This is a genomic window from Jiulongibacter sediminis, from assembly GCF_001306455.1.
Classification (GTDB): domain Bacteria; phylum Bacteroidota; class Bacteroidia; order Cytophagales; family Spirosomataceae; genus Jiulongibacter; species Jiulongibacter sediminis.
Window position 1 is genome coordinate 261,042 of the sequence record NZ_LGTQ01000013.1, and the last position, 19,845, is coordinate 280,886.

General features: G+C 42.5%; 19 protein-coding genes. 4 read left to right on the forward strand and 15 right to left on the reverse strand.

Annotation, left to right across the window (positions count from 1 at the left end):
* Window positions 1-44 precede the first annotated feature (44 nt).
* From AFM12_RS17605 to AFM12_RS17615, 3 genes are read left to right on the forward strand one after another with little or no spacing between them, the layout of a single operon-like run.
* The gene (locus AFM12_RS17605; protein ID WP_055151081.1) at window positions 45-1,079 is read left to right on the forward strand and encodes a GHMP family kinase ATP-binding protein; all 1,035 of its coding nucleotides are present in this window, start codon (window positions 45-47) and stop codon (window positions 1,077-1,079) included.
* The gene (locus AFM12_RS17610; RefSeq protein WP_055151084.1) at window positions 1,072-1,644 is read left to right on the forward strand and encodes a D-sedoheptulose-7-phosphate isomerase; all 573 of its coding nucleotides are present in this window, start codon (window positions 1,072-1,074) and stop codon (window positions 1,642-1,644) included. Before AFM12_RS17605 ends, AFM12_RS17610 begins: the two co-directional genes overlap by 8 nt.
* A complete protein-coding gene (locus AFM12_RS17615; RefSeq protein WP_055151087.1) occupies window positions 1,641-2,882 on the forward strand; it encodes an HAD-IIIA family hydrolase in 1,242 nt (413 codons plus the stop codon). The genes AFM12_RS17610 and AFM12_RS17615 overlap by 4 nt, the downstream gene beginning before the upstream one ends.
* On the opposite strand, the gene AFM12_RS17620 is transcribed toward AFM12_RS17615, so the two are convergent.
* The 10 genes from AFM12_RS17620 to AFM12_RS17665 all read right to left on the reverse strand — a co-directional run bounded on the left by AFM12_RS17620 (window position 2,883) and on the right by AFM12_RS17665 (window position 12,007).
* Entirely contained in the window at window positions 2,883-3,512 is a 630-nt protein-coding gene (locus tag AFM12_RS17620) for an SCO family protein (RefSeq protein WP_055151090.1), read from the reverse strand. It abuts the gene before it with no gap.
* Window positions 3,513-3,645: 133 nt separating this feature from the next.
* Window positions 3,646-4,209: a toxin-antitoxin system YwqK family antitoxin gene (locus AFM12_RS17625; RefSeq protein WP_055151093.1), complete on the reverse strand. Its 564-nt coding sequence runs from the start codon at window positions 4,207-4,209 to the stop codon at window positions 3,646-3,648.
* A gap of 4 nt (window positions 4,210-4,213) precedes the next feature.
* Window positions 4,214-5,056: a YHYH protein gene (locus tag AFM12_RS17630; protein WP_082391403.1), complete on the reverse strand. Its 843-nt coding sequence runs from the start codon at window positions 5,054-5,056 to the stop codon at window positions 4,214-4,216.
* Window positions 5,057-5,115: 59 nt separating this feature from the next.
* Window positions 5,116-5,769 carry a hypothetical protein gene (locus AFM12_RS17635; RefSeq protein ID WP_055151099.1) on the reverse strand — a complete coding sequence of 218 codons (654 nt, stop codon included), beginning with the start codon at window positions 5,767-5,769 and terminating at the stop codon, window positions 5,116-5,118.
* A gap of 272 nt (window positions 5,770-6,041) precedes the next feature.
* On the reverse strand, window positions 6,042-6,560 hold the full coding sequence (locus AFM12_RS17640) for a Spy/CpxP family protein refolding chaperone (protein WP_055151102.1): 519 nt from the start codon (window positions 6,558-6,560) through the stop codon (window positions 6,042-6,044).
* Window position 6,561: 1 nt separating this feature from the next.
* Window positions 6,562-6,870 carry a hypothetical protein gene (locus AFM12_RS17645; RefSeq protein WP_055151105.1) on the reverse strand — a complete coding sequence of 103 codons (309 nt, stop codon included), beginning with the start codon at window positions 6,868-6,870 and terminating at the stop codon, window positions 6,562-6,564.
* Window positions 6,863-7,438, reverse strand: coding sequence for an RNA polymerase sigma factor (locus tag AFM12_RS17650; protein WP_055151108.1), 576 nt, complete (start codon window positions 7,436-7,438; stop codon window positions 6,863-6,865). Before AFM12_RS17650 ends, AFM12_RS17645 begins: the two co-directional genes overlap by 8 nt.
* Window positions 7,439-7,714: 276 nt before the next feature.
* A complete protein-coding gene (locus tag AFM12_RS17655; protein WP_055151111.1) occupies window positions 7,715-9,814 on the reverse strand; it encodes a tetratricopeptide repeat protein in 2,100 nt (699 codons plus the stop codon).
* 135 nt (window positions 9,815-9,949) lie between these two features.
* Window positions 9,950-11,326 (reverse strand): LamG domain-containing protein, encoded by a 1,377-nt coding sequence (locus AFM12_RS17660; protein WP_055151114.1) that lies wholly within the window; start codon window positions 11,324-11,326, stop codon window positions 9,950-9,952.
* Window positions 11,327-11,356: 30 nt separating this feature from the next.
* Complete coding sequence (locus AFM12_RS17665; RefSeq protein ID WP_055151117.1) at window positions 11,357-12,007, reverse strand: hypothetical protein; 651 nt, start codon at window positions 12,005-12,007, stop codon at window positions 11,357-11,359.
* Between the two features lie 186 nt (window positions 12,008-12,193).
* Between AFM12_RS17665 and AFM12_RS17670 the strand changes: the two genes are divergently transcribed.
* Window positions 12,194-13,456 (forward strand): hypothetical protein, encoded by a 1,263-nt coding sequence (locus AFM12_RS17670; protein ID WP_131458460.1) that lies wholly within the window; start codon window positions 12,194-12,196, stop codon window positions 13,454-13,456.
* Here the strand turns inward: AFM12_RS17670 and AFM12_RS17675 are convergent.
* The 5 genes from AFM12_RS17675 to AFM12_RS17695 all read right to left on the reverse strand — a co-directional run bounded on the left by AFM12_RS17675 (window position 13,453) and on the right by AFM12_RS17695 (window position 19,809).
* Window positions 13,453-14,415: a ThuA domain-containing protein gene (locus AFM12_RS17675; RefSeq protein WP_055151123.1), complete on the reverse strand. Its 963-nt coding sequence runs from the start codon at window positions 14,413-14,415 to the stop codon at window positions 13,453-13,455. The genes AFM12_RS17670 and AFM12_RS17675 overlap by 4 nt on opposite strands.
* A gap of 89 nt (window positions 14,416-14,504) precedes the next feature.
* Window positions 14,505-16,055, reverse strand: a complete 1,551-nt coding sequence (locus AFM12_RS17680) for a DUF1501 domain-containing protein (protein WP_055151126.1) — start codon at window positions 16,053-16,055, stop codon at window positions 14,505-14,507.
* A gap of 2 nt (window positions 16,056-16,057) precedes the next feature.
* A complete protein-coding gene (locus AFM12_RS17685; RefSeq protein ID WP_055151129.1) occupies window positions 16,058-17,650 on the reverse strand; it encodes a DUF1800 domain-containing protein in 1,593 nt (530 codons plus the stop codon).
* Window positions 17,651-17,745: 95 nt separating this feature from the next.
* Window positions 17,746-18,168 (reverse strand): hypothetical protein, encoded by a 423-nt coding sequence (locus tag AFM12_RS17690; protein ID WP_055151132.1) that lies wholly within the window; start codon window positions 18,166-18,168, stop codon window positions 17,746-17,748.
* 66 nt (window positions 18,169-18,234) lie between these two features.
* A complete protein-coding gene (locus AFM12_RS17695) occupies window positions 18,235-19,809 on the reverse strand; it encodes a serine hydrolase domain-containing protein (protein WP_055151135.1) in 1,575 nt (524 codons plus the stop codon).
* Window positions 19,810-19,845: the final 36 nt, after the last annotated feature.

The window sequence follows — 19,845 nt, forward strand, 5'->3', positions numbered from 1 at the left end:
GCTAAATGCTGATTATCTTTGTCGCCCAACTAATTTGCTTTTGCATGATCATACGAAGCAGAGCCCCGCTCAGACTGGGACTTGCCGGTGGAGGAACAGACGTTAGCCCGTACTCTGATGAATACGGAGGGAATATTTTGAACGCCACCATTAGTTTGTATGCTTACGCCACCATTATCCCTCGAAGTGACGGGAAAATCAAACTGATCTCTGAGGACCGGGAAGAAATGGTAGAGGCCGAAAGTGCAGAAAGTCTGGAGTTTGATGGGAAACTTGACCTTCTCAAAGGCGTATACAATCGTGTTGTAAAACAATACGCTAAAAAGCCTTTAGCCTTTGAGCTGCACACGTTTGTAGATGCTCCTGCTGGCTCAGGCTTGGGGACATCTTCCACGCTTGTGGTCGCGATTATTGGAGCTTTCGCTGAGTGGCTTGAGATTCCTCTGGGTGAATATGATATCGCCAAAATGGCCTACGAAATTGAACGTGTGGAAATGGGAATGAGCGGCGGAAAGCAAGATCAGTATGCCGCCACTTTTGGAGGCTTTAACTTTATGGAGTTTTATGCCGACGATAAAGTGGTAGTTAACCCTTTGAGAATCAAGCAGACCAGTATTCTGGAGCTTGAGAGTAATATTGTACTGTATTATACGGGTACCAGCCGTTTGAGCTCAAAAATCATTGATGCTCAAATTAAGAATGCCACTTCCGGGGTTAAGAAAAGTGTGGAGGCGATGCATCGTTTGAAAAATCAGGCCATTCAAATGAAAGAGGCTTTATTGCTGGGCAAACTCAATAAACTGGGAGAGAACCTGCATGAAGGCTGGGAGTTTAAAAAGCAGATGACCAAGCAGATTTCAAACCCGATGATTGATGAAATCTACGATGCTGCGAGAAATGCAGGCTGTACCGGTGGGAAAATATCCGGAGCGGGCGGTGGCGGGTTTATGTTTTTCTACTGCCCTGAAAACACGAAACAAAAAGTAATTAACGCCCTTAAACCTTTCGGGGGATTGATAAAACAATTCAATTTTGTGGAAGATGGGGTTACGACCTGGAAAATAGACGAAAATGATTAAAGAAACGCTTAAGGAGTCTATCTCCGTCAAAAAGAAAATACTTGATAACGAAGAGCTTATCGCCAAAATAGAAAAGGCAACCAAAATGATAGAGGCTGCCTTAAGAGCTGATAAAAAAATTCTTTTCTGTGGTAATGGTGGTTCTGCGGCAGACGCCCAGCACCTGGCTGCCGAGCTCAGCGGACGCTTTAATTATGACCGTGACCCCCTATATGCTGAGGCTCTTCATGTGAATACTTCTTACCTCACCGCTGTGGCCAATGACTACAGCTATGATGATATTTACTCCAGGCTGATAAAAGGGATAGGCCATTCGGGTGATGTTCTGGTTTGTCTGTCTACATCCGGTAACTCACAGAACATAATTAGGGCCATTAATCAGGCAAGAAAAATGCAAATGCTTACCATTGGTTTCACCGGGCAAACAGGTGGAAACATGAGTGAGCTGGTAGATTTGCTCATTAACATACCTTCAAAAGAAACTCCTCGTATTCAGGAGGCACACATTACCGTGGGCCATGCTATCTGCGAAGTCGTAGAATCCAGAATTTTTCCCAGATCATGATGCAGGAAGCCATCATTCTGGCCGGCGGCAAAGGAACCAGATTACAAGCGGTAGTTTCTGATGTGCCAAAACCCATGGCTCCTATTGGTGAAAAGCCTTTCCTGTTTTATCAGATGAAATACCTCGTTTCCAGAGGTGTTGATCGAATTATTTTGTCTGTTGGCTATAAATCAGAGGTGATCAGCGATTACTTTGGAAATGAATTTCAGGGTGTCCCTCTGGTGTATGTGCATGAAGAAAATCCATTAGGCACAGGTGGCGGAGTTCGGTTAGCTCTCAATGCCGCCAATTCTGATGAGGTTTTAGTGTGCAACGGTGATACTTTTTTTGAGTTTGAGCTTTCAAAGCTTCACTTTGCCCATCGCCAGTTTCAGGGTACGCTTACGTTTTCTGTTCATGAGATTGAAAACAATGGTCGATATGGCGGGATGAGCATAGGTTCTGATGCTAAAGTCAATGGTTTTATTCCTAAAAACGTAACAGGCAAAACCTATATCAATGCCGGTATTTACCTGATTAACAAAACTGAGTTTTTAGCACAAACTCCCACGGATATTCCCTTCTCTCTGGAAGATGATTTTCTGGCAGTTAAAGTCGATGAGGGTCGTTTTTATGCCTGTCCGTTTAGTGATTCTCAATTTATAGACATTGGTATTCCGGAGGACTATGAGAAAGGGCAATCATTAATTCCGGCGTGGTCTTCAAAGGAGTCAGCGGAGTTTAAAACCGTCTTTTTAGATCGTGATGGGGTGCTCAATCGAAAAATTGATGATGGATATGTCACAAAACCAGAGGAGCTTGAGATTTTACCCGGAGTCAGAGAAACTTTGAAAAAGTGGGGTGACGCGGGTAAGGAGTTCTTTATTGTGACCAACCAAAGAGGTGTAGGCCGCGGTTTAATGACCATTGAGGAGCTTCATGCTGTTCATTTTACGCTTCTCAAAGAAATGGAGTCCGAGGGTGTAAAAATTCGTGACATCAAATTCTGTACAGATACCAAAAACTCCTCGCCATGTCGTAAACCTAACCCCGGGATGCTTCTGGAACTTTTTAAGGAATACCCACATATAGAAAAAGACAAAGTGATTTTTATTGGCGATAGCCTTTCCGATTTACAAGCCGGTAAAAATGCCGGGGTCAAAACGGCATTTCTGACCAAGAATAAGCCATTGAATTTTGAAATCTTGCAAAACGCTGATAATGTGGCCCGAGAACTTTCAGGTTTGGCTTTGAACTAGTCAAAGTTCTTTTTTAAGTATCCTGATATCTTCAATCAACTGCTCAATTTCCAGCGGCAGGCTGCCATTATAAATACCTCTGATTTGAAGATTTTGATCGACAAGAATGACGTTCTCCGTATGCAGAAAATCGTTTTCATTTAACTCAGTTCCGATGTTTTCGTCTACAAAATAGCTTTGGCGGGCCGTCTGATAAATCAACTTTTTATCGCCGGTGAGAAGATGCCAGTTTGAGGAACGAATTCCGTTTAATTCAGCATACGATATGAGTCGACTTATTGAATCTCTTTCCGGAGTTACGCTTAAAGAAATCATTTGAATTTCCGGATCACCCTTGAAGCTATTTTGAACTTCCATCAGATTGCCCATAAGGGTAGGGCAGAGGCTGGGACAAGCTGTAAAGAAGCAGTTCATTACATGGATTTTACCTTCCAATTCATTGGTGCCATATCCCTCTCCGTTTTGATCAATGTATTCAAAATCAGCGATATAATGCTGGTAGGCGGTTGAGTTTTCCCAGACAGGTGTGAAATCAGGACTGTGATAAACCGGAAGCTTTTCTGATGGTTCTTCGCAGGCTGCCAATAGTACACTGATTAGACAGACTGTACTGATTTTTAAGGTTTTCATAATTCTCGTTCTTTAAAATTTCAGGAAGTGGATGGCCACAAATGCATGATTTTTTTGAAACACATTGCCGCTTGACTTCGGTCTCCGGTCATCCGTCTCCAGTCATCGGTCATCCGACATCAAACACCCCGCATCAAAAATCCACCCCCTGCCTCTCATTCTCTCCCATACAGCCTTTGGCTCCGAGAAGTCCGTATCGTCTTCCGTTTTTGACCACGTAATTGGCCCTGGTTTTACCGGAAGGGAAATAGAGTTTTTGTTCCCCTTCCGGCTGTCCATCGGAGTTATAATTACTTATGGAATAGAGTTGACCATCTTCAAGCCACTCTTTATGTGTTCCTATGGGTAACCCTCGGTTGAAATCGTACTCAAAACGCTTTTGACCATTTTCGAAGTACCCAACGTGCCGTCCGGTTCTTTGATTTTGATGGTAGTACCTTTCTTCGGTCAATTGACCTTCGGCGGCCCATTTTTGAGATACACCTTCAAGCTTTCCGTTCAGGTAACCTGTTTTAGAAATCAGCTGACCGTCATTTAAGTAAGTGACCAAATATCCGCTAAAAGCCCTCTGATTCAGGTGAAGAATACCTTTCTCTTTTTTTAATCGGGAGTCAGGTCCCAAGACTTGATGTTCAGGAATCTCATTCTTTGAGAAACCCAATAAACCGGCGAGTATGATGAATAGGAAGATTCGCATTTTTCTATCGACTTATTGTCCCGGGGTTGCCATAAAAACCGCTTCCATTGATATAGGGGTCGGCATCGGTGATATGATAATGATAGATGCCATTGGGGTAATCTGCGGTGGCATGAGCATGGCCGTGGTAAGCATCAAGTTCATTATTGCTTACGGTATTTCCGTTTTCTTCCGGACCGTAAACCGGGAAGCCATCAAGCAAATAACCCAGCAAGGCATCTTTGCCTTTATTGAGCGTAAGGTAAAGCGGCTCCACATGGTAGTGGTATTGCCCCTGCTGCTGAGGGTGGCCGTTGTATTGATCAAAAGTATTGATCTCGTTAGTCAGCGGCGACCTTCCGGCGGCGTATTGATTGTAAAACGGAATACCGTTTAATGCCACACCTATAGGGCCTAGCGGAGTCGCTTCTGCACTACTGGCTTTTGTGGGCGATAGCGGAATTCTGTAGGTCAACGGGCTGTTGGAAATGCTGTTTGGTGCCGTAAAAAACTGACTGTTGCTGCCATTATACGCTTCATAGCGGCTATCGGAGCTGTTGAAATACGGGCTACCATGATTAGGGATTCCGGTCGTATTTATCACCATATAATCACCTTCCTGATAGACTTCAACATTGCTTTCAAAATACTTATATCCTGAGGCGAGGTCAGTGTTATTATTGTCAAAACTCTGTTCGCCTGCGGTTCCCGAGTTGGTTCCGGCATTATTATTCTGACCTCCGTTTTGCATGCCCATGGGTGGTGGGCCTTGAGGTGGATTACCATTTGGTAAAGAGGGAGATGCAGCTTCCTGGATGTCGCAACTGCATAGTATGCCCAGCGATAGTATTATCGATAATATTTTCATAATTGAAATAATTTGAATGAGAGCCCCCGTTTTGTAGTAACGGGGGCTTTGAAAATGAATTACTGACCTGCTTCAGGTTGACCTTCTGGTCGATGAGGTGGAGGTGGAAGTTCTTTCTCAAAACCACCTTCGGCATTGAAAAGAAGACCCGTTTTAGTATCTCCATTGCTCACTAGAACCATTGTGTTTCCTTCTGGATCTGTACCTGCTTTTTCTATTGAGAAATCGGCATAATTGGCTGAGATATAGTCTGAAATGGTAGCTGAAAGGGCAGAGATGTCCAGTTCAGTCAGTTCAGGTCTTTGTCCCATTTTATCACCTGGTCCTTTTCCTTCAGGTTTTTGTTTTTCTTCGACAAAGTTGCCCGAGGCATCAAACAGCAATCCACGATGGCCTTCATCGCTCAGACTGATACCCAAGAGGAAGTTGCCTTCGGGGTCGGTGCCTGCCCGGTCAATGGTTGCCCCGGCATAATTGGCGTTGATGTATTCCGTGATGGAGCTGCTGAGTTCTTCTACGGCGACTTCCGTGATTTCCGGCCGCTGGCCTTCCATTCCTCCGGGGCCGGGTCTTTCTGATCCTGGCTGACCACCGCCGGCCGTTGCCATGTCAAAGGCTTCCGTCAGGGTGCTTGCGGGTGAAACTTCGTTTTGATCGCAAGAGGTTAAATTGACTGCTACTGCTACAAGAGCTGTTACTATGATCTTTTTCATTTTGATAAATTTTAAAAGGTTGAAGGGTTGTCACGACCCAAAATTTCAAGAAATAGTAAACCGGTTTTACTTGTAGAGTTTTATCAAAGGCGATGTTTTTGATTGGTATAGAAGGTTAGATGTGATTGGTTTTAAAAACTTGCGGGGCAGTATTAAAATTTTTAGACATATTCTTTAACTAACTTATTATGAGAGCTTTGTGGTCTAAAAAAAATAACCTCCTGTGGTTTTTAGGAGGTTATTTTGAAAATTGAATTTCAATATTCAATGAATTAAAATGGCCGGCCGCCGGGACGTTTCGAAGGTGGTCCCGGGCCTCTGTTCCCGTCAGGCGGACCCATTCTTGGAGGCCCTTGTTGTGACATTCCTCCATGAAGAAGGTCGGTGATGATCAAATCAAACTCCTTCTGCTGTTCAGGAGTACAAAGAGCCCGAACCTCCTGAAAATGCTCAAAGGTGATCATATCGATTTCGGCGACTAATTCACCTATTCTTTTATTGATAATTTCTGTTTCAGTTTTTGCAACGTCTCCTTTTAAACCATCAAAAAACTGGTCTTTAAGTTCTTTGATTTCTTTGTTCTTTTCCATCATTTGTTGATGGTGCTCGTTTCTGAGGGCATGAAATTCCTGCTTTTGCTCAGGGCTAAAACTCAAAGCTTCTTCAAGAAAAGGACTTGGTTCTGGCCTGGTGTCACTGCCTTTTTGTAGAAATACGGTGACCAATAAAACGAGGTTTAGGAGCAGCAAAGCCCCGATTCCCCAAAGCCATTTTGTGTTAATTGTTTGCATCTTAGTAAAGGTTTACACCATAGGTAGCACTTAAATTGTATTCATTGATGAACGCCTCTTTTTCACTTGTATCAGCTGATCTGTTTTGGAGTAAAGTGCTTATGGTTAGACTGTTAATAGCAATGGTGATCGCCAGCAAAGGAATCACAAACGCCGGTTTCAGCAGCCAGGCTACTTTTGGATTCGCCACAATTTCTTTCTCCATTCGGGCCTTAAGGCGTGTGTAAAAAAATGGTGGCATTTCAGCTTTGTCTATCTTGTCAACCAGCTGAAGCGTTTTTTCTATTTCTTCTTCGGTTCGTTTATTCATGATCTTGTTCGTAAAATTCTTTCAATAATTTTCTCAGGTTTTGTTTCGCTCTGAAGAGCAATGATTCTACCGACGATTTGCTCAAATCCATCACCTCGGTGATTTCCTGGTAACTCAAACCTTCTAAATGGTGAAGGGAATAGGCAACCCTTTGGTTATCTGCCAGTTTTTCAATGGCCCCAAAAAGTACTGCGGCTCTTTCTTTGTTTTCAAGCTGCACTCCCGGGTGCTCAAAATGCGAGGGCTGTACCTCTAATTCATCGTTTTTACCAAACAGACTACGGACAAAAGCGAAGCGTTTCTGAGCTTTATTTTTTCTCAAAAACTCCAGCGATTTATTACTCGCAATCCGGTAAATCCAGGTGCTCACTTTAGAATCTCCCCTGAAACTTTTGGCCCCGGCATACACCTCCATAAACACTTCCTGACAGATATCCTCGGCTTCCAGACGGTTCTGAATAATGCCCAAAACAGTATTATAGACCCGGTGCTGATACATTTCCACCAGTTCTCTAAAGGCTGTTTCCTGCCCGTTCTTAATCGCCAGTATAAGTTCTCTTTCTGTCAAATAGGGTTATGCTTGATGTTTGCTCACAGAGTCCTGCGGAATGTCAGCTCGCAGAGTCCTGCGGAGTGTTGGCTCACAGAGTCCTTCGGAATGCCGGAAGTTTTTTTAATTGCCGTCTCCTTTCTCCCTGTTCCATTCTCCCTTTCTCCTCTATATCCTTAGATGAAATTAACAGAAAAAACTTGCGGGCTCGGGTAGTTTTTTTAGCTATTCTTGAAGAAATGTATTCTGCAATAGCGTTTCGAGTGACCCCAAAATTGTTATTCGCAGAAGGAATTATGGTATTTCAAGATTTCGCTTTCTCATTTTATTAGAGACTTTTTCCTCCCAAAAAACGAGTCCAGAATTCTTGGCTAACTGAAGTGCTTTGTTCAGGATTTTATTAGATTCAATAAAATTCAAAGATTTGGCCTTGATATCACTAAGTAATATGAAATCACCGATTGCTCCACTTATGTTACCCAGCGAAGTTTCTATTTCAATTGACTTTTGAATTTCTGTCTCAGCCTTCTCGTAATCTCCCTTGTCTAAAAATAGTGAAGCCAAGTTACCATGTGCATTAGCCAAGCCTGAAAGGTTATCAATATATGAGTTGAGGTGAATGGATTGTTTCAGCATATTTTCTGCCTCGATATATTTTCCCATTTTGATGAATAGAACTCCAATATTTCCAGTTTGATTGGCTAATCCTAAGTCGTTGTTTATTTCTGAGTAGTATTCAAGCGATTTGCTGAGGTTTTTTATCGCAGAATCAAAGTCATTATTTGTAACATCTATGTTACCAAAATTTCCGAAAACAGCTGCCAATCCTTTCTTGTCTTGGCTTTTAGAATAGAGCTTCAATGCTTCCTCATTGTTTTTTCTGCAATTATCATAGTCTTGTATTTGAAAATGATACTGAGCCAAGTCGAGAAGAGCGGAAGCGATTATCTTGTCATTATTCAAACCTTTTGCCCTAGTCACGGCTTTCGAGAAGTATTCAAATGCGGTCTTGTAGTCTGAGTTTAGCAAACAAATTCGGCCAAAATTCGATAATGAAATGAGTAAATTCTCTGATTCTTCATCCAAACTATCAATTTCTAGAGAATTGTCTGTTATTGTCCAAGCTTCATCTAGTTTTCCAACATAAATAAGATTTCTGGCCGCCTTTAATTTCGAATTGGAATAATCCTGAAGTTTATTAAGTTCCTTGTATGAAGATGAAGCCTCGATATATGAATCGGCTGCTTTCTGAAATTTACATTGAGCAGCTAATATTGTACCAGTCCATTCATGACATTTAGCCAGTTCATAAGTAAAGTTATTTTGGCTATTAATTGAGATAGCCTTCTCAAGGCTTTCCAATCCCAGTTTAAATTGATTACTGGAATACTGAACAATTCCGAGCATTTTATGACCATAGGCCATTTCAAATGAAAAATCACGTAGAGTCGATAACTTTATTGATAAAGTAAAGTATTTTATACCTTCTAAATAGTCCCTTTGTTCGTAATAGTACTTTCCTTTTAGGTTATAAATAATTACCAGTGAAAAGTCTGCTTCAAGCTGAGAGGCAACAATTTCGGCTTCATTTAAAAGGTTTAGGCTTTCTGTGTCTCGCTTCAATCTTCTTAAAAATTTCGAATGATTTAGAGACGTAATTATATTATAATTTTTAAACTGTAGGCTGCTAAATACTAGTTCTGCTTTTGTAAGGTTACCATTATTATAATATTCCCAACCTTTTTCTACTTTCCGTATTTCCTCTTTTGAGATAGATAAACTGTCTTTTTCAATCAAGTCGAGATAGTAAATGAGATCACTTGTAGTTTCTGTTGATTCATTTAACTGAATTTTCTGATTCGGATTTGAGCTCCAATCAATAAGATGCTCTCGAATTATTTTTTCAAAATCCTGAATGTTTGAAAAAGTATGATAAAGTAGATTTTTCCCTTTTTCTATTGACTGTCTAAAATTTAGGACCTTCTTTATTTCCTCGTCTGGATTTTCCTGCTCATTGAGTGACAAAGACTTGAAAACCACTACGACTTGTTTCATTGGTTTATCTAAATCGTGAAAACACTCAAGTGCTAAAAGGTATTCTTCCTCAGATCCAGACGTAGCATTAAATCTATTATTACCTGGGTGACTACCCCATTTATTGTGTAACACTACAACAAAAAAGTCACTTTCAATCACTTGTTGATTTATGATACTTTGTGGTCTCCCTATGCCACCTAGTGTCCTTTCCCAACCATCCGGATTGAAAATAATATTTTTTCGAATTCCTTCAATAGAATTAAACTCTTGAAGGCACTTTCGAAAAACTTCTCTTTCTTTATCCAATCCACTTGGGGACGCTATAAATACGTTGAAGCCTTTTATGTCTTTTGCCATGAAGATGAAATTAGCCTATTATGAACAAAAGAACTCAAGGAATTGCCGATTGTTTTAAATCAAAACGCTAGATAACGCCAACCTCAAAGGATCCATAAACTATTTCATTTTTTTCGTAAAATAAATTTTTAACTCTCACTCCCTCACAAACTCATACTCCTGCCCGCCCTGGGTGAAAATCAATAGCTTTTGCTCAGGTTTAAATTGAAACTTCAAGTTTTCTTTTTCCAGCTCAAACAGGTGATGGCCGCGATAGTCAATTTTCAGGGCATCTGTCGGCTGGTTTGAGGCTTTAACAAAGAGCTTTCCGTCCTGGTTGGTAAAGGTCATGGTTACCGGAAAGGACTGTGTAGCGTACGTACCGAGGTATTGATTCATATCTTCAATGGCTACTACCGGCGGTGGTGTGTATTTTTCAATGGAAAGCAGATTGTCTGTTTCTCGCAGGCGTGCCATAAGTCCCCAGCCATAAAAGTCATTGGCGAGAGCCACAGTAATTGTATTTTTCCCTTCCTTCAAATGGAGAGGCACAGAACCGTTTTCAATGGAAAGGCGGCCTTGCGGGTATTTTTGCATGTCTTGCAGATAGAGGTTTTTGTCCACGTAAGTCATCTGATTATTCAGAAACAGCCATATTTCATCACTGAAGCCCAGTTGTAAATCAATGGTCTGAGGCACTTTACTTTCCACCTCGGCTTTTAGCCAGATCACCCGTCGCTCTTTACTCATGCCATGTTCGCGGGTGATATTGATCATGCCCAGTCTTTCAGCGGAAATCGTTTGGGCAAAATCTTCGCCTGTTGGTAAATCATCCCGTGTTACTTCTTTACCCCTCGGTAGGTTTTGAGGTTCTGTGATAGCCCATTCCCGTATGTAATTCGACTGATATTGGGTCAAATCAGGTAAAGCCTCCGGGTGAAGTCCTTCGGTTTCATTGGGTTTGACCGACAGATTCGTTACGTATGAGTTTCCTTCAAAGGCAATTTTTCCATCGTTGGTTCTGCCTTCCAGTTCGGGGATGTCCAGCACCTCTTTGCCATTACAATACACCTTCATACGCTTTCCAGAAATAACCAGTTTTAAATGGTTCCAGCCTTTCAATTTTGCGGGTGCCGGTGCCTGATAATGCGGATGCATGTCCCATAGATTAACACCGTCCAGATAAGTGGTGTACTGAATAGTCTCATTGCTCAGCGGATCCTCGAAATCTTTCAGTCGCAGATAGACAATCTCTTGTTCCAGATCGTCTTTTCGGTGAAAATAGAGGCTGATGGCAAAACCTGGGGTGGTGGCTTCCTGATCAAACTCTACGGTGCCATCTTTGAAATTAAGGTTCCTGATTTCCACCGGCCCTGATCCGGCAGAAAGCTTCATGCTTTTCATGCCCTTGTAGGTTACGAATTCCACGTTTTCGGGTTTCGGGATGTCAAAATTTTCTGCTTTCATTTCCACGTTTTGTGCGAGAGCATTTAGAGAAAGGCAGAGTGTTAAGAGAGAAATTGCTTTGTTCATTGTATTTGTGTTTAGCTTTAAAAAGATGCACTAATCGGGTTGAATGAGGAGGTTGGCAAACGTGCCGTCTGATCGGTTTCCTACCCAGAATCCCAATTTTCCATTGGAGTCAGGATTGATCGGTTTTACGTCCAAAACCTCGGAGACCCAGTCGTTCACATAAACCAGTATTTGTTCTTCATTGATACTGATTCTGACATGAAACCAGTCGTCTGGGTTAACCGGTTGAGGAAGTGGATTTTCATATTTGCCTGGATAATTTTCCCGTAAAGTGTACCATTCAAATTCGGGCATGAAAATGTATTGGACCGAGTGGCTTCGCCTTATTTCCTCCTGACTATTGAAGTTAAAAGGCCTGAAATAGATGGCTTCATAGGTGCTGTCGTTCTGCCCATGGAAAGCAAGCCCGACAAAACTCTTCTGCAGGACATCCTTGCCTTTTACGTCAAACTCGATGGAACCGGTAGATAGCCAAATATTCTCCAGCCAAATCACTCCCGGTCCTTCTTCACTATTGACAAACACAGTTGGGCCTTTGCTACCGTCTTCGCTTAGGACAAATTCCCGATTTGAGGCCCTGAAAGTTGATGTCATTGAGAGATCAGGTTGAAGAGTTTGACCCAGCCCTTGAAAACATAGGATAGTCAAAAGACCTGTGATTGAAAGAATCGATTTTTTCATTTCTATGAATTTGTTTGCAATCGCAATTTCAAGGGTTAGGCCATCAAAAACCTGTTCAAAACCAGTTCATATTGGTTTCAATTGCATTTCCAGCCCGTTCGGTAGCGGGTGAATATGTAGATTTGCAATCCTTCTAAATTCATTAAATTTGTAAGGATGAGCCTCTCAAATGGCCTAAATTATGAAATGAAAGCTATCACAAAACTTAAGGAAAAGATTGAAACCAGACTCGGTTGGGGACCGGTTGAAGACTGGTCGAACTACGACTTTGAAAAATTAAGTGAAGAAATTCTCAAAGTCACCGGAGTCAACCTGAGCGTTTCTACGCTAAAGCGTTTTTTTGGAAAAGTTAAATATCAGAATAAGCCTTCTTTCACCACGCTGAATGCACTGTCTGCTTTTGCCGGCTATGAAGACTGGCGAGCTTTTGAATCTTCTGAAATAGAAGAAAAGGTCGTTGAAAATTACATTGAGCAACCGCAGGTTCAGCAGAATCCTAAAAGCGATTTTCGCTTAAAGCCCTATTTGTTTTCCAGTCTTGTTCTGTTGATGGCGGTAGCTGTTTTCATGTTTGTGAAATCACGGCCCAAATATGATTCTCAGGACTTTGAGTTCTCTTCGAAAACCATGATGACCAGCGGCTTGCCCAATTCGGTGGTTTTTGAATATGATGCTTCAAAAGCAGATGAAGATGACAGCGTTTTTATTTCGCAAAATTGGGATGTCAGCAGAAAAGTTCTCGTTGATCGGAACGGCAAAAATCATTCTTCCATATACTATTATCCCGGCTATTTCAGAGCTAAACTTTTGGCCGGAGATCATATTTTGAAAGAGCATGACATTCAGATTACTACTGATGGATGGATGGGCATTCTGGCTGCTCCGCAGGGTGAAAAGCCCCTTTATTTTAGTAAAGATGAGATTTATAAAGAGAATGAAGTAGGTGCTGAGCCTGAGCTTTTTGAAAAGTATAATATTGAGCTTACCCCTGATTTACCGGAGGTTTGGTTTACCAATCTGAAAGACATCAAAGGCTTTAAAACAGATAACTTTGAGTTTGAAACCGAGGTGAAATCTACTTTCTCCGGTGGCAAGGCTGCCTGCCAAAATGTACGAATAATGCTTCAGGGGCAGGATGATATCCTGATTGTACCGCTAACACAGTCGGCCTGTGTGGGGGATATTTTTCTTTCGGCCTATGGTTTTGGAGTGCATAGTAGCTCGGCAGACCTTAGTGGTTTTGGTACAGACATGGATGAGTGGACCAACCTTCGTGTGGTCTGTAAGAATCGTAAAGTAGAATTTTTCGTGAACGGTAAATTGGCCTATGAGGCCACAACCACCAACGCTGTCAATGACATTGTTGGTGTCCATGTACGCTTTGAAGGTCCGGGCAGTGTTAGAAATACCGTTTTGAAATCAGGAGAGCAGGTTTGCGTTTTTGATTAATCAAACTTGCGTTTACTGATAAATCGCTCTGTCGGAAAATCCTCCGGAATAGGAACTGTTACTTTTTTAGTGGCCGCCCATTCGGCACCTCTAAGGAAAGTAGTCATCAGACCCACACATTCCCAAGACTCGTCATCGTGCCCCATTGGCGTATGAAAGATTCGGCCTCTCTTATAGTCGATGGTCATCATCATGGGCTCATGGCGGTTAGTCCCTCTTTTAAACGGAGCTGAGAAAGCCGTAGCCAGAATGGTCATCTTTTGAGCGGGTCCGCGTAAGCCGTCATAGAGTTCGTCACTTGAATGTCTCCAAAGCTCCGGCATGCCTTTGGTGATGGGGTGCTCAGGTTTTCTAATTTCTACTCTGAATTCATGCTGAGGACCATGTGAGCCGGCGGGGCCGGGTTTCATATCTCTTTGTAGCACGCCCTGGCGGTCAAAATAAACATAAGGACCATCTTTCTCATTGCGATCTCCCCAGCCACCCAGGCCGATCATTTTATTATAAGCCTCCCATTCAGGGAAAGAATTATCAGCAGCATGAACAATGACTACGCCGCCACCTTTTTTGACAAACTTCTCAAAGCTTTTTTGAGTGGATTTTGGCCACGGAGCCGCATCCCAGCCAAAATTGATCACCACAAGGTCATATTCTTTAAACTCCGGAGCGAAATTGGGGTCTTGCTTAGATTTTTCCAGAGCCTCAGTTTGAGGCATTCCTTCAATTTGGTATTCAGGGAGAAATTCTTCTCCACGCCAGGTGTACTGAGTTCTTTGGATATCAACCTCAAAAAGCCCGGTTTTTTCCATGTAGGTTTTCATCATGACCGTGATTTTGGGCCAATGTTCATGGTTGTTTTGACCGTCGACTATCAGAGCTTTGATTTTATTCTGGGCAAAAGAGCTGCTCGCCAAAAGAGCAAAGAAAAGTAGGGAAAGGACGCTTTTTGGGGTATTCATCAGGAAATATTTTTCTATAAAAGTAAATGAAATATCAAAAGGTATGCCGTTTGAGTTAAATAAGCGATGAAGGGCGAAAATCAGCCGATTTAAATTTTAATAATTCTGATAACCTTCTGTTCCAGAGCGTTTTGCCATCTCAGAAAATACATGCCTTTAGGCCAGCGACTTGTTTTTAGAACGGCGTTTTGCAGGCCTTTCGGGTAGTCTGCCGAAACCGGGCTTCCTATTTGCTGACCCCTGGAGTTAAAAACCTGAACATAATTATAGCCTCCCTTGCTCTCAAATTCAATAGTCAAAAAGTCTTCAAAAGGGTTTGGATAGGCCTTAAAAAGAATTTCAGGCTGTGGCTCGTTAGCTGTGATAAAACCGCAAGGGCCTCCCTGAATCAGTGGCAACGATTGAAAAGGCTTTAACATCACATCAGAAACAGAACCGGTATCCAGACAGAACCATCGCTCCAGAACCGAAGCGTAAACCGACCTGAAATCATATTGCATCGGTACGTTATCCTCTGTTTGTGGATTATCTGGCAAAATGGGATTTTCGCCAAAGACTTTGGAGTTCACATGGCTTCCAAACAGAAACATAGGTGCTGCGGCACCGTGGTCTGTTCCTAAACTGGCATTTGACCTGATTCTTCGACCAAATTCTGAATAAGTCATCGTCAGCACCCGTTCGCTTATTCCTTGTTTCTCAAGGTCTCGAGTGAAAGCAAAGACAGCTTCTGAGAGTTTTTGAAGAAGTTCAGCATGCTCACCTTTAGTGACGTCACCGTTTTGAACCTGATTATCATGAGTATCAAAACCACCGATCTGAACAAAGTAGAACTTGGTACGCAACCCGCCTGCTATCAGTTTAGCCACTATTTTTAATTGATTGGCTAACGATTCATCAGGATAGCCGGATTGATTTGTGATTCTTTGACCTGCATCTCTGATCACGCCGGAGTATTGGTTGGTTTGATTGGCCACTTGTTTTAGAAAAGCCAACTCTTTTTCAGCGTACGTGGAGGTGGTAGCTACCGGTGTTTCAGCAATCAGTTCATAAAAGAAGTTAGGGTCAGCGATGGCCATGCCCATCGGGTACACGGGGCCTTGTAAACTGGTATTTAAAACAGAACCGATCTGAATGGATAAAGGGTCAGGGTGATTGGTGTTTGGGTAACCGTTCGGATAATCAGGGTTTTCTATCGAAAGATATCTACCCGCCCAGCCACTTAAAACATGCTTGTCTGAATCTGATGCGGTGTTCCAAATGTCTGTAGACCTGAAATGCGAAAAGTCGGGATCAGGATAACCAACATCCTGAATGATGGTTCCTTTACCTTCTTCAAAAAGTTGGGTGATTTTCTCCAGAGAAGGGTGAATGCCAATCTTGTCTGATTGAGGAATGCTCAATAATTTATTTTCAGGAATTGCGATGTTTTTGCGGGCTGACTGGTATCTGGAATATTGATCCACAGGGATCAGCGTGTTAAGTCCATCGTTTCCACCAGCCATTTGGATAACCACCAGAACCTTGTCATCACCCAGAGCAGTTTCATTCAATTGACCGAAGGCCGATAAAGGCAACCCGCCCATGAAGTATGGAGCAATACCACCAGCAGCCATATTTTTCAGGAAATGTCTTCTTTTCATGGTCAAATCAGTTGGTATTCAGGAAGGCCGGTTAGGTATAGTATTAAAATTCGGAGGCGTTGCTCCACCATGTTTTTGAGGTTTTCATCGTCAGGTTTATTTTGGAAATTATCCCAAAGCTGGGTCCAGTAATAATCATTGGACTGGCCGGAGAGAAGAATATCTTTTTTAAACTTCTGCTTTACCGCCTCATCAACGGCGATGGGTAATAAAATACCAGACAGTTCATTGATTAGTTTATTTGGTTCACCAGGATCTGTGGTTTTAGAAGCCAAATGGATGACATCAACTTTTACTTTGTAGCCCTCGCTTTTGACCTCATTGAAAAGCAAGGCCAAAATACCCTGGTTTCTTTTTTGATAAGTATCTGAGTTGATCCAGAGTTGATGATAGAGCGGAGCCTGATGATAAGCCGGCCAGCCGGAAACCGATGGTGGATCACCGATGATCTGCTGTGTAATACCGGCAAAATACATGAAAACATTACAAACCGAGTAATACAAAAACACATCAGTTTCTTCCGGAACTTCAGGCTTCAGGTGTCTGAAAGTTTTGACAATAAAATCCAAAGGGCTGGCAATGACGGCACCATGAAAGGCGGGATCATGAAAATGTTGGCTGCTGAAAAAGGCCTTCAACAGGGGTAATAGTTCATAATTCTGTTCTCTGAAGAGCTTTGCCAGCGGTTCAATAAATTGCAGTTCAACGGCATCGGAGATCTCATAATAAATGAAAAAGCGATAGAGTTTTCTGACGATAAATTTGCTGACCTCTGGCTGTTGGAGAATCATCTCAATCAGTTCATCAGTTTCACCGGCACCCTCTTCTCGGGCCTTGCCAGTAATGGTTTGATTATGAAAAAAATCAGAGAATTGTTTGTCGCCTGTGTCGTGCCGTGAAGCATCAAAGCTGTATTTACCGTCAAGCCTGGAGTAATTATGACCGGTGAGCACCCTTGCCGCCTCACGCACGTCGTGCTCAGTATAGTTTGAGTTTTCGCCCTTACCCAGCATGAAAAGCTCTTGCAGCTCACGTGCGTAGTTTTCGTCAGGAGCCTCCTTTGTGTTCCGCTGCCCGTTAAGGTATTCAAGCATAGCCGGGTCAAGGGTTATGGCTTTCACAAAGTCCCTGAAATTGCCCACGGCATACGTTCTGAGGAGGTTTTGATAATCAAAAGCGAATTTGGCTACTTCATAAATCTCCATTTGCGTAGCAAAATGATTATGCCAAAATAGAATCAGTTTTTCGTGAACGGTTCTTTTTTGAAATAGTAATTGCTGTACCCACCAGCTTCTCAAAGAGGCAACCCGCCGGGCATTTATTACTCCATTGCCATAGGGGGCGTTTATCCAGGTTTGTCCATAGGCCACCCCGGTGGTATCCGGCTCCTGATTTTGATAATGATTCAGAGGGGGAAAGGGAGCCGGCGAAGGTTGGATTAGCTCCTCAATACACTGCTCAAAAGTTTTGTTTTCCAGCGACTGAAGGTCATCCTGAGTGCATCCAAACAGAACACGATTGAGAAAATGTTTTTTCTCGAGGTTTGTCCAGGGACCACTGTATTTTTCAGCACTAAAACTTTTGATGGCTTTCATGAGGGGCTTTTTACAGGCTGAGTAGTCCCAAATAATACGCCAAACAGGGTCAAATCATTGTTTAAAAATGAAGAATTCTAAAAGCACCGGTTAAATCAATCTTTTTCAACCCTGAATTTAAATTCCGTGTTGAGTAAATAGGCTGTGGGGTTTAACCTTGGAAGCACCTGAATATTATTCATTTCAGTATTAGAAGCCTGGAAAGTCCACCACATATGATCGGCAGGAGTTATGCAAGGGGCAAAGATTTTATAACTTTTGGGATAGGCCCCGTTATTCACCAAACTTATTCCATAGGTGCCATCACAGCTCAGTGAGTCTGTTTCCACAAAAAGAGTAGAGTCCGTTTTAAAGAAGAGGTTGAGTTTTTCAGTTTTCTCAACCATCTTCCAGCCCTGATTGTTGAAGTTGATTTCGTTCAAAACCCAAACTTCCTGATAACCTTTATGGTCAATTTTTTCTTTTTGACAACCTGAAGTTATCAGGAAGAGGGGTAGTACAGCAAGGAGGCATTTCATTTTGGACTAAGGTTACCAGTGGTAAAATGCCTCCTTGCAGGTTTTGGTTGGTTTGGTAGTTGAGAATCAGGCCTTACCTGAGATAGACCCTCTGGAATCTTCGGTCTCACCGTTATTTGCCGAAACAGAATTATTGAAGCTCACTGTAACCTGATCCCCTTCAAAAGTACAGGTCAGTGTATCGCCGTGTATGGCTTCAATAAATTTACGGTTGATCTGCAAAGTTTTGTCATCAATCCAGGTAGCGGTAGAAGCAATAAGCGAAGGTACATGAATACGGCCCTGGAGAGGGAAGTTATTTTCTGTAAACTCGTCATTGACAAGCCAGTTTTCTACACCAAACCGAAGAGTGTTTTCACCATCCTCCGTTTCAATCTTCAACTCGCCCTGATCGGCGGCAATATCAAAAGTGAGTGCTTTAACTCCGAAATCATTTTCAGTAAGCCCGAAGCGTTTCTGATTGATTTCAGCTGCCAGTTCAGAGGTTTTACGCACTGCCGGCACCGGAAGGCTTAGTTTTTCGCAAGCTTCTTTTAGATTATTTGTTGCGGCTTCATTCTCTGGCAAAGGATCCTGATGAACACCCGGTAGAATATGATCCCACATGATTTGCATGGATTTGCCCATATCAAAAGTTTCAGAATTAACCGCAAGCACCATGTCGTATTGAGGAATCATGATACAATATTGACCGAAGGCTCCATCACCCCTGAAAAAACCAGGCTCTGGTTTGCATCGCCAGAATTGATAGCCGTAACCTTGTCCCCAATCGCTGTCATTATCCTGTGAGTCAGTATGTTTTCGGGTGGCTTCTTCTACCCATTCTTCTGAGAGTAATTGTTCGCCCTTCCAGTTTCCTTTTTGAACATAGAGCTGACCGAACTTGGCAATATCGTTGGTCGTAACTCTCAATCCATAACCCGCAGTGTTTAATCCCTGAGGGGATTTTTCCCAATCGTAATTCGTGATTTCTAACTTGTCAAAAAGCCTAGGCTTTAGATATTCTTCCAGCGTTTGACCTGTCTTTTTATGTAAAATAGCTCCGAGTATGTAGGTACCCCCTGTGTTATAGAGAAAGTGACTGCCTGGCTCATGTAATACAGGATGAGCCAGAAAAGACTGCACCCAAGGCTGGTCAGGGTTTTCCCGTATCGGGCCCATGGTGTCGGTTTCGTGGCCCGTATTCATGGTCAGGAGATGCTTAATCTTCATTGTGTTAAGGTTCTCCGAAATTTCCTCAGGTAAATCATCCGGGAAAAAAGAGATGACCTGATCTTCTACCGTAATGAGTCCTTCAGCTACCGCAAAACCAATGGCGGAGCTGGTGAAACTCTTACTCAAAGAGTATAAAGTATGTTTCAAGCCTTCTTTGAAGGGTTTCCAGTAACCTTCAGACAAAACTTTGCCGTTTCTCAAAATCATAAAACTATGCCACTCCAGTCCGCTTGTGTCGGCGGCCTTTACAAAATCCAGTATGGCCTGAGAATCTACACCTTGTGATTCAGGACTTACAGGGTCAAATACAAAAGGGCCATTGGCCGCCGATTCGCCTGATTGGCATTGAGTTAAGAAGGGCAAAGCCGCCAGTCCAAGGGAGCCAAGTCCGGCCTGTTTTAAGAAAATTCTTCTGGTTGAGTTCATTTGTTAGGGTTTTTAAAGAAGTTGAGTCTGATCAAC

Coding starts and splice junctions, on each gene's coding strand:
- AFM12_RS17605 (WP_055151081.1), top strand. CDS start 45: ATGATCATACGAAGCAGAGCCCCGCTCAGACTGGGACTTGCCGGTGGA.
- AFM12_RS17610 (WP_055151084.1), top strand. CDS start 1,072: ATGATTAAAGAAACGCTTAAGGAGTCTATCTCCGTCAAAAAGAAAATA.
- AFM12_RS17615 (WP_055151087.1), top strand. CDS start 1,641: ATGATGCAGGAAGCCATCATTCTGGCCGGCGGCAAAGGAACCAGATTA.
- AFM12_RS17620 (WP_055151090.1), bottom strand. CDS start 3,512: ATGAAAACCTTAAAAATCAGTACAGTCTGTCTAATCAGTGTACTATTG.
- AFM12_RS17625 (WP_055151093.1), bottom strand. CDS start 4,209: ATGCGAATCTTCCTATTCATCATACTCGCCGGTTTATTGGGTTTCTCA.
- AFM12_RS17630 (WP_082391403.1), bottom strand. CDS start 5,056: ATGAAAATATTATCGATAATACTATCGCTGGGCATACTATGCAGTTGC.
- AFM12_RS17635 (WP_055151099.1), bottom strand. CDS start 5,769: ATGAAAAAGATCATAGTAACAGCTCTTGTAGCAGTAGCAGTCAATTTA.
- AFM12_RS17640 (WP_055151102.1), bottom strand. CDS start 6,560: ATGCAAACAATTAACACAAAATGGCTTTGGGGAATCGGGGCTTTGCTG.
- AFM12_RS17645 (WP_055151105.1), bottom strand. CDS start 6,870: ATGAATAAACGAACCGAAGAAGAAATAGAAAAAACGCTTCAGCTGGTT.
- AFM12_RS17655 (WP_055151111.1), bottom strand. CDS start 9,814: ATGGCAAAAGACATAAAAGGCTTCAACGTATTTATAGCGTCCCCAAGT.
- AFM12_RS17660 (WP_055151114.1), bottom strand. CDS start 11,326: ATGAACAAAGCAATTTCTCTCTTAACACTCTGCCTTTCTCTAAATGCT.
- AFM12_RS17665 (WP_055151117.1), bottom strand. CDS start 12,007: ATGAAAAAATCGATTCTTTCAATCACAGGTCTTTTGACTATCCTATGT.
- AFM12_RS17670 (WP_131458460.1), top strand. CDS start 12,194: ATGAAAGCTATCACAAAACTTAAGGAAAAGATTGAAACCAGACTCGGT.
- AFM12_RS17675 (WP_055151123.1), bottom strand. CDS start 14,415: ATGAATACCCCAAAAAGCGTCCTTTCCCTACTTTTCTTTGCTCTTTTG.
- AFM12_RS17680 (WP_055151126.1), bottom strand. CDS start 16,055: ATGAAAAGAAGACATTTCCTGAAAAATATGGCTGCTGGTGGTATTGCT.
- AFM12_RS17685 (WP_055151129.1), bottom strand. CDS start 17,650: ATGAAAGCCATCAAAAGTTTTAGTGCTGAAAAATACAGTGGTCCCTGG.
- AFM12_RS17690 (WP_055151132.1), bottom strand. CDS start 18,168: ATGAAATGCCTCCTTGCTGTACTACCCCTCTTCCTGATAACTTCAGGT.
- AFM12_RS17695 (WP_055151135.1), bottom strand. CDS start 19,809: ATGAACTCAACCAGAAGAATTTTCTTAAAACAGGCCGGACTTGGCTCC.